Source organism: Thioalkalivibrio sp. (assembly GCF_007692535.1).
Lineage (GTDB): Bacteria > Pseudomonadota > Gammaproteobacteria > Ectothiorhodospirales > Ectothiorhodospiraceae > Thioalkalivibrio.
On the sequence record NZ_REBW01000082.1, the window covers coordinates 1 to 14309 of the forward strand.

General features: G+C 66.4%; 11 protein-coding genes. 1 reads left to right on the plus strand and 10 read right to left on the minus strand.

From position 1 onward, the window contains the following. Positions 1-182: 182 nt before the first annotated feature. The 10 genes from cmk to EA346_RS03300 all read right to left on the minus strand — a co-directional run bounded on the left by cmk (position 183) and on the right by EA346_RS03300 (position 13705). Complete coding sequence (cmk, locus tag EA346_RS03255; protein ID WP_296755600.1) at positions 183-869, minus strand: (d)CMP kinase; 687 nt, start codon at positions 867-869, stop codon at positions 183-185. Continuing rightward, positions 866-2173, minus strand: coding sequence for a 3-phosphoshikimate 1-carboxyvinyltransferase (gene aroA, locus EA346_RS03260; protein ID WP_296755601.1), 1308 nt, complete (start codon positions 2171-2173; stop codon positions 866-868). Before aroA ends, cmk begins: the two co-directional genes overlap by 4 nt. 5 nt (positions 2174-2178) lie before the next feature. After that, on the minus strand, positions 2179-3060 hold the full coding sequence (locus EA346_RS03265; RefSeq protein ID WP_296755602.1) for a prephenate dehydrogenase/arogenate dehydrogenase family protein: 882 nt from the start codon (positions 3058-3060) through the stop codon (positions 2179-2181). Continuing rightward, on the minus strand, positions 3057-4175 hold the full coding sequence (hisC, locus tag EA346_RS03270) for a histidinol-phosphate transaminase (RefSeq protein WP_296755603.1): 1119 nt from the start codon (positions 4173-4175) through the stop codon (positions 3057-3059). The genes EA346_RS03265 and hisC overlap by 4 nt, the downstream gene beginning before the upstream one ends. Positions 4176-4212: 37 nt before the next feature. Next, positions 4213-5268, minus strand: coding sequence for a prephenate dehydratase (gene pheA / locus EA346_RS03275; protein ID WP_296755611.1), 1056 nt, complete (start codon positions 5266-5268; stop codon positions 4213-4215). 26 nt (positions 5269-5294) lie between these two features. Beyond that, a complete protein-coding gene (locus tag EA346_RS03280; RefSeq protein ID WP_296755604.1) occupies positions 5295-6458 on the minus strand; it encodes a 3-phosphoglycerate dehydrogenase family protein in 1164 nt (387 codons plus the stop codon). Between the two features lie 13 nt (positions 6459-6471). Then, positions 6472-7554 (minus strand): 3-phosphoserine/phosphohydroxythreonine transaminase, encoded by a 1083-nt coding sequence (serC, locus tag EA346_RS03285; RefSeq protein WP_296755605.1) that lies wholly within the window; start codon positions 7552-7554, stop codon positions 6472-6474. Continuing rightward, the gene (gyrA, locus tag EA346_RS03290; protein ID WP_296755606.1) at positions 7551-10196 is read right to left on the minus strand and encodes a DNA gyrase subunit A; all 2646 of its coding nucleotides are present in this window, start codon (positions 10194-10196) and stop codon (positions 7551-7553) included. Before gyrA ends, serC begins: the two co-directional genes overlap by 4 nt. Before the next feature lie 80 nt (positions 10197-10276). After that, the gene (gene mtnA / locus EA346_RS03295) at positions 10277-11338 is read right to left on the minus strand and encodes an S-methyl-5-thioribose-1-phosphate isomerase (RefSeq protein WP_296755607.1); all 1062 of its coding nucleotides are present in this window, start codon (positions 11336-11338) and stop codon (positions 10277-10279) included. A gap of 9 nt (positions 11339-11347) precedes the next feature. Further along, a complete protein-coding gene (locus tag EA346_RS03300) occupies positions 11348-13705 on the minus strand; it encodes a DNA internalization-related competence protein ComEC/Rec2 (RefSeq protein ID WP_296755608.1) in 2358 nt (785 codons plus the stop codon). Positions 13706-13824: 119 nt separating this feature from the next. Between EA346_RS03300 and EA346_RS03305 the strand changes: the two genes are divergently transcribed. Beyond that, on the plus strand, positions 13825-14309 hold a 485-nt coding region (locus tag EA346_RS03305), incomplete at its 3' end, for a DUF2062 domain-containing protein (RefSeq protein ID WP_296755610.1).

A 14309-nucleotide genomic window follows, 5' to 3' on the forward strand; every position in this document is an offset into this window, starting at 1 on the left:
TGTAGGCCATGCTCTCTTCGAGCATTTGCGCAAAACTTTCACTCATGGATTTGTTAAACCTGTGATTGGGACGGTCTGCGACACAACGCCGCATCCGGGCTTGGGTTGAACACACCCCGCATCAGCGGGAACGGTTGGTTTCATTTCTACTGCTTGTCTACTGCGTGCTGCATGACTGCCTACTACCCTTCCCGGGCAGACAGGGCGCCCTGCAAACGCTCGCGGATCATTGCCACCACCGCCTCGATGCCGATCCCGGTGCAATCCAGGATCCAGGCGTCCTCCGCCGGCTTCAGCGGCGCGGTGGCACGTTCGCGATCGCGGCGGTCGCGCGCCTCCATTTCTTCCCGGAGGGCGCGAAGATTAGCACTAAGTCCTTGTTCCATCAACTGCTTAAAGCGTCTTTTCGCGCGTTCCTCCGCGGTTGCCGTCAAAAAGACCTTCAGAGCGGCGTCTGGAAAGACCACCGTGCCCATGTCACGGCCGTCCGCGACCAGGCCGGGCGGTTGTGCGAAAGCCCGCTGGCGTTCCAGCAGCGCAGTGCGCACCGGAGAGAGAGCCGCGACCACGGAGGCATCGGAGCCCGCGGTTTCGGAACGCAGGAGATGATCCACGCGCATTCCATCCAGCCAGGTCTGGACCAGTGCCTCCTCGTCGGAGATCCTGAATTCGACATCAAGGTTTCGCGCAATATCCGCAAGTTCTGCAATATTCGAAAAATCCGTGTCACGTTTTCGCGCGGCCACACCGACCAGGCGGTACAGGGCTCCGCTATCCAGCAGATGCCAGCCGAACTCCTTGGCCAGGCGCTTGCTCACGGTGCCCTTGCCGGCGCCCCCGGGACCGTCGATGGCGAGTACGGGGGTCATGATGCGGTGATGCCGAGGCCGGCGCCGCGCGCCAGTTGGGCGAAGCCGGGAAAGGAGGTCGCGACATTGTCGCAGTCGTGAATGGTGACCGCCCCGTCCGCGCGCAGCGCAGCGATCGCGAAGGACATTGCAATCCGGTGATCGCCATGGCTCTGGACCACGCCCTCACGCAGCCGGCTGCGGCCCTGTATGCGCAGTCCGTCGGGCAGAACCTCGCAGTCGACGCCGAGCGCTCCCAGACCGTCCGCCATCACCTGGATGCGATCGCTCTCCTTCACCCGCAGTTCCTCGGCGCCGGTCAATACCGTCTGCCCCTCGGCGCAGGCGGCTGCGATGAACAGCGCCGGGAATTCATCGATGGCGAGTGGCACGAGTTCCGTGGGAATCGCGATGCCCTGCAGCGGTGCCCAGCGCACCCGCAGATCGGCCACCGGCTCCCCGCCGATCTCGCGCCGGTCGAGGACCTCGATCGAGGCGCCCATCAGCCGCAGGATGTCGATCACCCCGGTGCGGGTCGGGTTCACGCCGACATGCTGCAGCAGCAGATCGGAACCCCTGGAGATGCTCGCACCCACGAGGAAGAAGGCCGCAGAGGAGATGTCCGCAGGCACTTCCACGGGGCTGGCCCTGAGCGGCGTGTCGCCGGTGACGCAGGCCATGCGCCGCTCGCGCCGCACCGTGCATCCGAAACCCTGCAGCATCCGCTCGGTGTGGTCACGGGTCGGTGCCGGCTCGATCACACAGGTCTCGCCTTCGCTCCAGAGACCGGCCAGCAGCAGCGCCGACTTGACCTGGGCGCTGGCGACCGCGAGCGTGTGCTTGTGCCCGCGCAATGATTGCCCGCCATGGATCCGCAGCGGCGGCGTGCCGTCGCCGTCGGCATCGATCCGGGCGCCCATTCGTGCCAGGGGTTCCGTCACGCGGCGCATCGGCCGTCGGTTCAACGATTCATCGCCGACCAGCGTACTGTCGAAGGCCTGCCCGGCGAGCACTCCGCACATCAGGCGCATGGCCGTGCCGGAGTTCCCCATGTCCAGGGGTGCGGCCGGCGCCTTTAGTCCGTGCAGGCCCACGCCATCGATGATCACGGTATTGGGTTCGGGACGCTCGATCGCCACGCCCATGGCCTGAAAGGCTGCCAGTGTCGCGAGGCAGTCCTCGCCGTCGAGAAAGCCGGTAATCGTGGTGCGGCCCTCGGCCAACGCCCCAAGCATGATGGCGCGATGGGAGATCGATTTGTCGCCCGGGACCCGGAGGCTCCCGCCCAGGGATCCGCCGGCCGCCACCGTGAAGGTCGTTGTCATGTTGGTCACTGATCCAGTTGCACTTGCATGTTCTCACTGAAGCGGTCGCGCGCCTGCTTCGCGAACCCGAAACGCGCCTCGAGGGCCTCGCCGTCGCCGCGCGCGATCGCTTCCCGCAGGCCGTCCAGATCGGCCTGAAACCGCTCCAGGACCGCGAGGATCGCGTCCCGATTGGCGACGCAGATGTCGCGCCACACCACCGGATCGCTGGACGCGATGCGGGTGAAATCCCGAAACCCCCCGGCGGCATAGTGAAAGATCTCATCGCTCTCGCTCATGCGTGCCAGCGACTCCACCAGGGCGAAAGCCAGCACGTGTGGCAGATGACTGGTGGCGGCGAGCACGTGATCGTGGTGCACCGGGGTCATGAATTCCACCCGCGCGCCAGTGGCACGCCACATCGCGGCGACATGCTCGGAGGCCATGGGACTGGTCTCGTCAGCCGGGGTCAGGATCACCAGTCGTTCCCGGAACAGGGTCGCGTAGGCTGCCGAGACACCGCTGTGTTCGGTGCCCGCGATCGGGTGGCCCGCGACGAAATTGCGGGGCAAATGTCCGAAGCCGGCTCGGACGGCCTCGATGACGGCCTGCTTGCTGCTGCCGACATCGGTCAATGTGGCCTCGGCCGGCCAGTGGGTTGCGATCGCGGCAGCCAGCCCCTGCATCGACCCCAGCGGCACTGCCAGCACGCCGACGTCGGCATCCCGACAGGCCTCGACCGGATTCGTGGTCCAGCGGTCGATCACGCCCAGGCGGACCGCCTCCTCCAGGTTCGCGGGATTGCGCGAACAGCCGACCACCTCGGCAACGGCGCCTGCCTCGCGCAGCGCAAGGGCCAGCGAACCACCGATCAGGCCGACCCCGAAGATGACAAGCCGCTGAATCATGCCGTGAGCACGTTATCGAGGGCGGCAAGGAAGCGATCGTTCTCGCCTCTGGTCCCAATGGTCACACGCAGATGCGTCGGCAGGCCGTAGTTGTCCACGGGTCGAACGATCACCCCCTGGCGCAGCAGCCGTTCGTATACCGGCCCCGGAGGCTGACGCACGTCGAAGGTGATGAAGTTTCCAACCGAGGGGATGAAGTCCAGGCCCCGCTCACGGAGTGCAGCCGTCATCTGGGCAAGTCCCTCGCGGTTAACCCGGACGCTTTCCGCCACATGTCCGGCATCGCCCAAGGCCGCCAACCCGGCCGCCTGTGCCAGGGAGTTGACGTTGAACGGTTGCCGCGCCCGGTTGAGCAGTTCGGCGACCCCGATCGAGGACACGGAGTAGCCGAGACGCAGTCCGGCAAGGCCGTGGATCTTCGAGAACGTCCGGGTGACCATCAGGTTGGGAAAGTGCTGAAGCCACTGTGTGGTGTCGGGATAGTCCGTTGCCTCCACGTACTCTGCGTAGGCCTCGTCGACCACCACCAGCGTTTCCGCCGGGACCTGGACCAGAAACGCCTCCAGGGCTCCCGCGGACACCCAGGTGCCGGTGGGGTTGTTTGGGTTGGCGATAAAGACCACGCGCGTGTCCTTGTCCACCCGCGCGAGCATCGCATCCAGGTCATGTCCGTACGGCTGTCCGGAATCCACGGGGAGGGGGTCGGCCGGCCGCCCCTCCGCGGAGACGGCTTGAACCACCAGCGCGTATACCGCGAAGGCGTGCCGCGAAAACACGGCACTACAACCGGGGCCGAGCCATGTCCGCGCGACCAGTTCCAGGATCTCGTTGGACCCATTGCCCAGAGTGACCTGTTCGGGGGTCAGCCCATGCCGGTTCGCGAGGGCCTGCTTCAGGGCGAAGCCGTTCCCGTCCGGATAGATGTGAAGATCATCCAGCGCGGTCTGAATCGCCGCCAGGGCGCGGGGGCTGGGACCCAGCGGGTTCTCGTTCGAGGCCAGTTTTACTGCGTCGCGGATACCCAGTTCCCGTTCCAGGGTAGCCACCGGCTTCCCGGGTTCATAGGGTCGGAGCGCCCGGACACCAGGCACGGCCAGGACACTGAAATCAACCATTAGCTTGGTATCCTGTGAAGCGAGGATGCGGAAACCACTAGGTGGCCGCCTGCGGATAACTGCCGAGGATCTTGAGCATGTCGGCACTCTTGCGCAGTTCGCCGAGGCAGGCCGCGACCGCCGGGTCGGCTTGGTGGCCAACGAGGTCGAGAAAAAACACGTATTCCCAGTTCACGCAGCGCGATGGACGCGATTCAATGCGCGTCAGGCTGATCCCGGCATCGGCGATGGGCTTGAGCAGGCCGAACAGGGAGCCGGGTCGATTTGCGGTGCTGAGCATGATCGACGTTCGGTCGCGCCCGGTGATGCCGGTCTCCAGGCGCCCGATCACGAGAAAGCGGGTGGTGTTGTCCCCGCGGTCCTGGATGTTCCTGACGAGAATTTTCAGGCCATAGCGATCTGCCGCAACCGCGCTCGCGATCGCAGCCGCATGGGGCAGCTCGGCCGCATCCTGCGCCGCGCGGGCATTGCTGGGGGCATGGCGGCGTTCCGCGGCATGCAGTTCCCGGTCCAGCCATTGCCTGCACTGGGCCAGGGCCTGAGGGTGGGCCATCACCACCTGTACGTCCTCCAGGCGCTCGCTGCGTGACAGCAAATGATGCTGTACCGGCAGCACCACCTCCCCGCAGATGCGCAGCGGCGACTCCAGGAAACAGTCGACGGTGTGGGTCACGACGCCTTCGGTGCTGTTTTCGATCGGCACCACCCCGAAATGGGCTCTGCCCGACTCCACTTCACGGAAGACCGTGTCTATGGCGGTCAGCGGCTGCAGGGCCGCGGCCTGGCCGAAGTGCTTGCGGGTGGCCAGGTGGGTAAAGGTTCCCTCCGGCCCCAGATAGGCGACTTTGAGAGGTTCTTCCAGTGCCAGGCATTCCGACATGATCTCGCGGAAGATGCGCACCAGCGCATCATCGGGCAGCGGCCCGGGGTTCCGTTCGCGCACCTGCCGAAGGATCACGGCCTCCCGTTCCGGCCGGTAGAACCGCGGATCGCCCTCGCTGCGCTTGACCGAAGCGACCTCTTCGGCGCAACTCGCCCGCTCGTTCAGCAGGCGCAGCAGTTCGGCATCGACCTGGTCGATGCGCCCGCGCAGGCGCTCGAGATCAGCGGAATCCGACACTAGAGGACCCGGGAACGGAGAACCCCGTCGATTCCGGCGATGGCCTCGGCGGTTGCAGCGTCGATGGGCGTCTCGACATCGAGCAACGTGTAGGCCAGATCGCCCCGCGATTCGTTGACCATGTGCACGATGTTGACGTTCTTCTGCCCCAGCACATGCGAGATCTGGCCGACCCGATCGGGTAGGTTGCGGTTGACGATCGCCAGTCTCGCGGCTCCCTTGCGCTCCAGGGATAAACGGGGAAGGTTGACGGAGTTGCGCACGTTTCCGTTTTCCAGATAATCGCGCAGTTGGTCCGCCACCATGACCGCACAATTCTCCTCGGACTCGACCGTCGACGCACCGAGATGCGGCAGCATGATGACCCGTGGGTTCCCGAGCTGCGCCGGCGACGGAAAGTCCGTCACGTAGGCATGGATCTGACCGGCGTCTAGTGCGGCGCACAACGCCACATCGTCGACCACACTCTCACGCGCGAGGTTGATCACGATCGCGCCTGGCTTCAGTGAGCGGACCCGCGTGGCATCCAGGATGTTGCGGGTCTGGTCGTTCAGGGGCACGTGGAAGGTGATCACGTCGGCCTGGCTGATCACCGCGTCCACGGTGGTGGCGCGATCCACAGCGGCCTCCAGCCGCCAGGCGCTCTCGACGGTGATCTTGGGATCGAAGCCGATCACGTTCATGCCCAGGCCGCGTGACGCGTTGGCGATCTTCACGCCGATCGCTCCGAGGCCGATCACGCCCATGGTTCGCCCCGGGAGTTCGAAGCCCACGAACCGCTTCTTGCCGTCTTCGACGCGTTTCTGGAAGTCCGGGTCGCTGGGATCAAGTCCCCGCAGATACTCGTGTGCGGGAATCAGATTCCGCGCTGCCAGGAGCAAGCCGGCAATGACGAGTTCCTTCACCGCGTTGGCATTGGCGCCGGGAGCGTTGAACACCGCCACGCCCCGCGCGGACAACGCCTCGACCGGAATATTGTTCACACCACTCCCGGCACGTCCGACGGCATTTACGGACTCGGGGATTGGGGTCTCGTGCAGGTTGTGGGAACGCAGCATGATCGCGTCCGGGCCCTGCAGGGAGGATGCCACCTCGTACTGCTCGCGTGGAAACCGGTTCAGGCCGCGCACGGCGATATTGTTGAAGGTCTGTATGCGAAACATGCTGTGTCCCTGATCAGGCGTGCCGTTGCTCGAAGTCGGCCATGAATTCGACGAGAGTGTCCACAGCAGCCTCGGGCACCGCGTTATAAAGGCTTGCCCGCATGCCGCCCACCGACCGGTGTCCCTTCAGGCCGGACAACCCGGCTTCGGCAGCCTGTTTCAGGAAACTGCCGTCGAGGGCATCGTCGGCCAGAATGAACGGCACGTTCATCCAGGAACGGGCCGACGGTTCCACCGGGTTGCGATAGAACTCGGAGTTGTCGACGAAGTGGTAGAGCTTGCCCGCCTTGCGCCGGTTGATCTCGCCCATGGCCGCCAGACCGCCCAGCTCCAGCAGCCACTCGAACACCAGGCCGGACAGATACCAGGCCAGCGTCGGGGGCGTGTTGTACATGGAGTCGTTCTTCGTCTGCAGGGCGTAGTCGAAGACCGCCGGGACCGTCGGCGACTTGCGCTCGAGGAGATCCCTACGCACGATCACCAGGGTCAGACCGGCCGGCCCGATGTTCTTCTGGGCACCGGCATAGATCACCCCGTAGCGCGAGACCTCCAGTGGCCGGGACAGGATGGTCGAGGACATGTCCGCGACCAGCGGGACCGTGCCGGTGTCCGGCACGAAGTGGAACTCCACGCCGCCGATGGTCTCGTTGGGTGTGTAGTGTACGTAGGCCGCATCCGGGTCCAGCTTCCAGGTCGCGGGATCGGGGATCGACGCATAGCCGTGGCTCTGGCTGCTGGCCACGATATTCACCGGCCCGTACTTCTGGGCCTCCTTGATCGCCTTGCCCGACCAGGCCCCGGTGTCGATGTAGTCCATGCCCTGGCTGCCGTTGCGCAGGTTAAGGGGTACTGCGGCAAACTGGCCGGTCGCACCGCCCTGGAGGAACAGCACCGCATAATCCTCTGGCACCGCCAGAAGCGTGCGGAGGTCGTTTTCCGCTTTTTCCGCGACTTGCATGAAAGTCTTACCGCGATGACTCATCTCCATCACCGACATGCCGGCGCCACGGAAGTCCATCCATTCCGCCTGCGCCCGCTGCAGCACCGGCTCCGGAAGGGCCGCCGGACCCGCACTGAAATTGAATACTCGACTCATTCTTCGCGCTCTCCCTTTTCAGCACCGGGGTCTTCTGCCCCGGGGTCGCCGTTGATCGATGCCCCTGCGTCGGAGCCATCGGCAACTTCCTCGTCGTCCTCGGGATCATCCTCTCCCTGGAGCCGCTCCACGCGAGCAAGCTCCACGAGGCGCTCCCCCTCGCTCAGACGGATCAACCGTACGCCCTGGGTGTTGCGCCCGATCAGCGGAATCTGCTCCACCGGCGTCCGTACCAACGTGCCGCCGTCGGTGATCAGCATGACCTCGTGATCATCCAGTACCCTGGCGGCGCCAACCAGCGTCCCATTGCGCCCCGCGCACTGCATCGCAATCACGCCCTGTCCACCACGCCGGTGCACCGGGAATTCGTCGAAGCGGGTCCGCTTGCCGAAACCGAACTCGCTGGCGAACAGGGCCGAGCCCTCTTCCACGATGAGCAGGGCAATGACCTGTTGTGAATCCTCCATGCGCACGCCGCGCACACCACAGGCAGTCCGCCCCATCGCGCGCACATCCGTCTCGGGGAACCGCACTGCCTTCCCCCCCGAGGTGACCAGCATCACGTCGCGGCTTCCGTCGGTCAGCGCCACATCCACCAGCCGATCACCCTCGCGCAGGTCCACAGCGATGATGCCGGTACTGCGGGGCCGCGAGAAGTCGGTCAGCGGGGTCTTCTTGACCGTGCCCGACGTCGTCACCATGAAGACGAACTGATCCTCGCCATAGCTGCGCACCGGCAGAATGGCGTTGATGCGCTCGTTCGCCTCCAGCGGCAGCAGATTCACGATCGGCTTGCCACGTGCGGCCCGGCTGCCCTGGGGCAGTTCGTAGACCTTGATCCAGTAGACCCGGCCCCGACTGGAGAAGCACAGGATGGTGTCATGGGTATTGGCCACCACCAGCCGGTCGATGAAGTCCTCTTCGCGGAAGCTGGTCGCGGCCTTGCCCCGCCCACCGCGGCGCTGCGCCCGATAGGCCGTCACTGGCTGGTACTTGACATACCCGGCGTGGGACAGCGTGACCACCACGTCCTCTTCGCCGATAAGGTCTTCCAGCGTCAGGTTGGTGTGGACCGCCCGGATCTCGGTGCGGCGGGCATCGTTGTACTGCTCGCGCACCGCGAGGAGTTCGTTGCGGATTTCCTCCTGCAGGCGCTCGCCGGATCCCAGGATGTCGAGCAGGTCCTCGATCTGGTCCAGCAGCTGCCGGTACTCGTCGAGGATCTTGTCCTGCTCGAGCCCGGTCAGTCGGTGCAGGCGGAGATCCAGGATCGCCTGCGCCTGGCTCTCGGAGAGACGGTAACCGTCACCGGAGAGCCCAAACTCCGCGGGCAGCTCCTCCGGGCGCGAGGCGCGGGCTCCGGCGCGATCCAGCATCGCGGTGACGCCCCCGGGGCCCCAGGTCCTGGCCAGCAGGCCGGCCTTCGCCTCGGCCGGGCTCGGCGCGCCACGGATCAGTGCGATGATGTCGTCGATGTTCGCCAGCGCGATCGCCAGTCCTTCGAGAATATGCGCGCGTTCCCGCGCCTTGCGCAGGTCGAAGATCGTGCGCCGGGTCACCACCTCTCGGCGGTGGCGCAGGAAGGCCTCCAGGATCTGGCGCAGGTCCAGCAGTTTCGGCTGGCCCTCGACCAACGCGACCATGTTGATACCGAAAACGTTCTGCATCTGCGTGTGCATGAACAGGTGGTTCAGGACCACCTCCGGCATTTCGCCGCGCTTCAGTTCGATCACGATGCGCATGCCGTCCTTGTCGGATTCGTCGCGCAGTTCGCTGATGCCCTCGAGCTTGCGCTCCTTCACCAGTTCGGCGATTTTTTCGATCAGCCGGGCCTTGTTCACCTGATACGGCAGCTCGGTGACAATGATCGCCTCGCGCTGGCCGCCTTCGAGTGGTTCCATGTGTGTCAGGGATCGGATGTACACACGCCCGCGACCGGTGCGGTAGGCGTCGCGGATGCCGTCGGCGCCGTTGATGATGGCCGCGGTCGGGAAATCCGGACCGGGGAGGTAGTCCATCAGGCCATCGATTCCGATCTCGGGATCGTCGATCAGAGCTACGCAGGCGTCGATCACCTCACCGAGGTTGTGCGGGGGGACGTTGGTCGCCATACCCACCGCGATCCCCGCGGAACCGTTGACCAGCAGGTTGGGAAACCTGCTCGGCAGCACCGAGGGTTCGCGCTCGGAGCCGTCGTAGTTCTCGACGAAGTCGACCGTCTCCTTGTCGATGTCCGCCAACAGTTCCTGCGCGATGCGGGCCATGCGCACTTCGGTGTAACGCATGGCCGCGGGTGCGTCACCGTCGACCGAGCCGAAGTTGCCCTGCCCGTCCACGAGCATGTAGCGCATCGAGAAGGGCTGGGCCATGCGGACGATGGCATCGTAGACGGCGCTGTCGCCGTGCGGGTGGTATTTACCGATCACGTCACCGACCACGCGGGCCGATTTCTTGTACGGCTTGTTGAACTCGTTTCCGAGCTCCCGCATCGCGTGCAGCACCCGACGATGGACGGGCTTCAGGCCGTCGCGGACGTCAGGAAGCGCCCGGCCCACGATCACGCTCATCGCGTAATCGAGGTAGGACTGCTGCATCTCGTCTTCGAGATTGACCGGGAATACTTCCTTGGCGAATTCGGCCATAGGCTTGCGGCATTTTCCGGGGAGGGTAAACCCGGAATATTACCATAGCGGGGCACGCGCGGCGCGCCCCGCTCGCCGCCTCAGGTTGGCAGCCCCTTCCCGAGTGCCGCCAGGCCCTGTCGGTCCGGGCGCCGCACCACGCCATGCTCAGTCACGATGGCATCGATCAACCGGGCCGGCGTCACGTCGAACGCCGGGTTCCAGGCCCGGGCGCCGCGGGCGGCAACCTGCTGGCCGGCGAGCTCCAGCACCTCGGACTCCGGGCGTGTCTCGATCGGGATTCCGGTGCCGTCATCCGTGCCGAAGTCGATGGTGCTCACCGGCGCCGCGACCATGAAGCCCACGCCGTGTTCCCGTGCCAGCACCGCCAGCCCGTAGGTCCCGATCTTGTTGGCGGTATCGCCGTTGGCGGCGATACGGTCGGCCCCGACGATCACCCAGCCCACCGTTCCGGAGCGCAGCAGGCTGGCCGCGGCGCCCTCGCAGAGCAGTCGCACGGGAATGCCATCCTGCACCAACTCCCAGGCCGTGAGACGTGCGCCCTGGAGCCAGGGACGGGTCTCGTCGGCAAACACCTCGGTGACGCGCCCGTCTGCCCAGGCGGAACGGACCACCCCCAGCGCAGTCCCGAACCCGCCGGTCGCCAGGGATCCCGTGTTGCAATGGGTCAGGACCGCACGGCCCGGCGTGATCAGTGCCGCGCCCAGCCCGCCCATGCGTCGGTTGGCGGCAATGTCGTCGTCGAGAATGGCCTGCGCCGTGGCCAGACACGCCGCATAGGCTTCATCCGCCGACGCGCAGCCGTCCAATACCCGCCGCATCCGGTCCAGTGCCCAGAACAGGTTCACCGCAGTCGGACGGGACGCCGCCAGTTGCTCCATCGCGGTGTCGACCTCCGCCCGCCAGGGGTTTACCGATTGCTTGCGTGCCGCCTCGCAGGCGAGCACGACGCCGAAACCGGCGGCGATGCCGATGGCCGGCGCCCCGCGCACCACCATGTCGCGGATGGCCGCCGCGACGGCTTGCGGCTCCGTGTAAGCATTCTCCCGGGTCTCACCCGGCAGCCGGCGCTGGTCCAACAGGTAGAGGACCCCGTCTTCGAAGCGGATGGGGCGGATGGTGTCTGGCGGGTGCGGGTTCATGCCTTCATTCTACATGGCCCCGGGGTTTCGCGGCCCCGGCGGGGCGTCGGATGCGTCGTCGCGGCAATGCCCGGGAAGGGGTGGCGCTGGCGGAACGGGCGGATGCCAGAAACGCCGGTGCTCGATCCGGCTGCCCGGTCCGAGCCGGATGCCACCCGGGCCGGTTTCCAACCAGATCATGCCCCGTTCCGCGGTGTCGAACAGGGGAATGCAGCGCGCATCCAGCAGCCTTCGCACATCGGGGGCTGGATGTGCGAAACGATTGTCGAAGCCGCTGCTCACCCAGGCCACTTCGGGTGCGGCGGCTTCGAGCAGACCGCGGCTCAGTACCCCCGCGGCACCGTGATGCGGCACCAGCAGCACATCGGTACGCAAACTGTCGCCCATGGCGCGTACCAGCACGCTCTCCCCCAGGCCCTCCAGATCACCGGTGAGCAGGAGACGACCGTGCCGACCCTGCACGGCGAGCACGCAGGAGGCGGCGTTGCCGCTGTCCCAGAACGGTGGCGGATGCAGGGTCGCGAAGTGGACTCCGTCCCATTCCCAGGCGATGCCGGCCTCGCAGGGCCCCTCCTCTGCCAAGGCATCGCCACGTCGGCTCAGAATCTCCCGCACCGGCAGGCCGGAGACAACGGCGGCGACCCCGCCCCGGTGGTCCATGTGCTCGTGGCTGACCAGGATCCGATCGATGCTGCGTATGCCACGCCGGCGCAACGCAGGCAGAACCACTGCCGATCCGGAGTCGAAGCCGTCCTCCCAGGCCGGTCCGGCGTCGTACACCAGGACGTGCCTTTGCGTCTGGACGACCACGGCGAGCCCCTGCCCGACGTCCAGCATCTCGGCCCGGAAGTCGCCTTCGGCGATCGGTGGCGACAGGGGCAATGCCAGCGGCAGGCAGGCCAGTCCCGCCCAGGGCAGAAGGCTGCGGGCGCGCGGAAACAGAAGCAGGACGACGCCGACTCCCGCCAGGACCGCACCGGGCCAGGGCACGGCCATCTCCGCGACCGCGCCCGGTACGGCGAGGAGAAGCTCCAGCGTCCGCAGCAGCAGCGCGAGCCAGGCGTCCGCCCACCAAAGCAAAGGGGCGCCCAGGGGTGCCCAGAGCAGCGCAAGGCCCGCCCCGGCGAGCAACACCGGCAGCACCAGGAAGCTGACGACAGGGACTGCCACCAGGTTGGCCGCCGGCGCGATCCAGGAACCCAGCTGAAACCAGGCGAGACTGAGCGGCAACATCGCGACGGCGAGGATCACCTGGATCCGCAGCCATCCCTTCGGCCCTGGCGGCTGCACCCGCCCCTGAAGCAGGACGAGAATCACCGCCACGGCGCCGAAGGAAAACCAGAAGCCGGGGGCGAGGACGCTGGCGGGTGCGACCGCCACTACGAAGACCAGCGCGCCGGCATAGACGCGCCACGAAAGCGGGTCGCGCCGCGCCAGGACCGCTACACTCACGAGTACAAGCATAACCAGTGCCCGCTGCGTCGGAATGCTGAATCCCGCGAGGGCGGCGTAGGCCGCAGCCGCAGACATCGCAACGAGGGCACCGAACCAGTGCAGCGGAAGAGCCCGGTGCAACCAGGGCAGTCTTCGCCACGCGCCGCGTCCCAGCAGCAGGGCGAAGCCCGCCACGAGCCCTACGTGCAGCCCGGAGATGGCCATCAGATGATTCGTTCCGGTATGCAGAAAGCGCCGCCAGTCGTCGGGGTCCATCGCGCCCCGGTCGCCGATGACGAGCGCCTGCATGACGCCAGGGTGCCGGGCCTCGGGATGGGCCGCGAGCATCGCATCCCGGACTGCCGCGCGCAGCCGATGCAGGTCCTGTGCTGCAGGCCTGGCGCTCGCGCCGTCGATGAGCTGCAGGTTTCCCCGAACGCTCGCCAGCCCATGAATGCCGGTGCGGTACAGCCACGCCCCGTAGTCGAACCCGCCGGGATTGTGCAACCCCCGGGGCGGCCGCAGGCGCAGGGTGACCTGGACACGGTCACCCGGCGCGAGGCGCGGCTCGGCGGGAAAAAGAGTCACGCGCAGGCGTTCGGCCCGGAACGCGTCCGGGGCGGTGACGGTCTCATCGACTTGAAGTATGAACCGGGAACGACGCGATCCGTGGTCCGGAATACCCCGAACCGTGGCGACTACCGTGACCTCGGTGCCCGTCAGGGCCGCGGGCACGGCACGCTCCGTCCAGCTCTGAGCGTGCATCCCCGCGAGTGCGCATCCAAGCAGGAATCCGCTCACAGGGCGCGTGAACCGGTGCCAGGCGAGCGCCAGGGCCGGCAGCCCCAGAACCGCCCAGGGCCATTCGGGCAGAGCGGGCAGCAGGTGCAGGGCCAGGACCCCGGTCACCAGAGCGCCGGCAAACGGGATCATGGTTCCATCCCGGCAGGAACGGAAATATGATGCCGCGAGCCCGGACCGACGCGGCCGGCCAGGGCTTGGCGGCCGCTCTTGACGCATTCACCCGCGCGCCATAGCGCGCCCACTGATCCATGGCGAAAAAATTCATCAAGAGTTGGTTCCCGGCCTATGAATCGGTCCGGGGCCACCGTGCCCTGGAAATGCTGGGTCCGCGCCTGCGCGCGCCTGATCTGTGGCATCTGAACCGGCGCTCCGTCGCTGGTGCCTTTGCCGTGGGACTCTTCGTGACCTTCCTGCCGATACCGATGCAGATGCTGCTCGCCGCCGCGATTGCAATCTGGGCGCGCGTCAACCTGCCCATATCGGTCCTGCTGGTCTGGGTGTCCAATCCCCTGACCATGCCGCCCATATTCTACACCGCCTACACGATCGGACGCTGGATCCTCAATGAGCCGCGGCGCTCATTCCGCGTGGAGATGACCATGGAGTGGTTCACCGGCGATTTGTTGACGATCTGGAAGCCGCTGGTGACCGGCAGCCTCGTGCTGGCCGTGGTCGCCTCCACTGTCGGGTATCTGGTGGTCCGCGTGCTCTGGTGGTTCAGCGTCATGGAACG

Bases quoted from the DNA above. Each gene is read 5' to 3' on its own strand.
- hisC (WP_296755603.1), bottom strand. From the start codon at position 4,175: ATGGTTGATTTCAGTGTCCTGGCCGTGCCTGGTGTCCGGGCGCTCCGA.
- cmk (WP_296755600.1), bottom strand. From the start codon at position 869: ATGACCCCCGTACTCGCCATCGACGGTCCCGGGGGCGCCGGCAAGGGC.
- aroA (WP_296755601.1), bottom strand. From the start codon at position 2,173: ATGACAACGACCTTCACGGTGGCGGCCGGCGGATCCCTGGGCGGGAGC.
- serC (WP_296755605.1), bottom strand. From the start codon at position 7,554: ATGAGTCGAGTATTCAATTTCAGTGCGGGTCCGGCGGCCCTTCCGGAG.
- EA346_RS03300 (WP_296755608.1), bottom strand. From the start codon at position 13,705: ATGATCCCGTTTGCCGGCGCTCTGGTGACCGGGGTCCTGGCCCTGCAC.
- mtnA (WP_296755607.1), bottom strand. From the start codon at position 11,338: ATGAACCCGCACCCGCCAGACACCATCCGCCCCATCCGCTTCGAAGAC.
- gyrA (WP_296755606.1), bottom strand. From the start codon at position 10,196: ATGGCCGAATTCGCCAAGGAAGTATTCCCGGTCAATCTCGAAGACGAG.
- EA346_RS03265 (WP_296755602.1), bottom strand. From the start codon at position 3,060: ATGATTCAGCGGCTTGTCATCTTCGGGGTCGGCCTGATCGGTGGTTCG.
- EA346_RS03280 (WP_296755604.1), bottom strand. From the start codon at position 6,458: ATGTTTCGCATACAGACCTTCAACAATATCGCCGTGCGCGGCCTGAAC.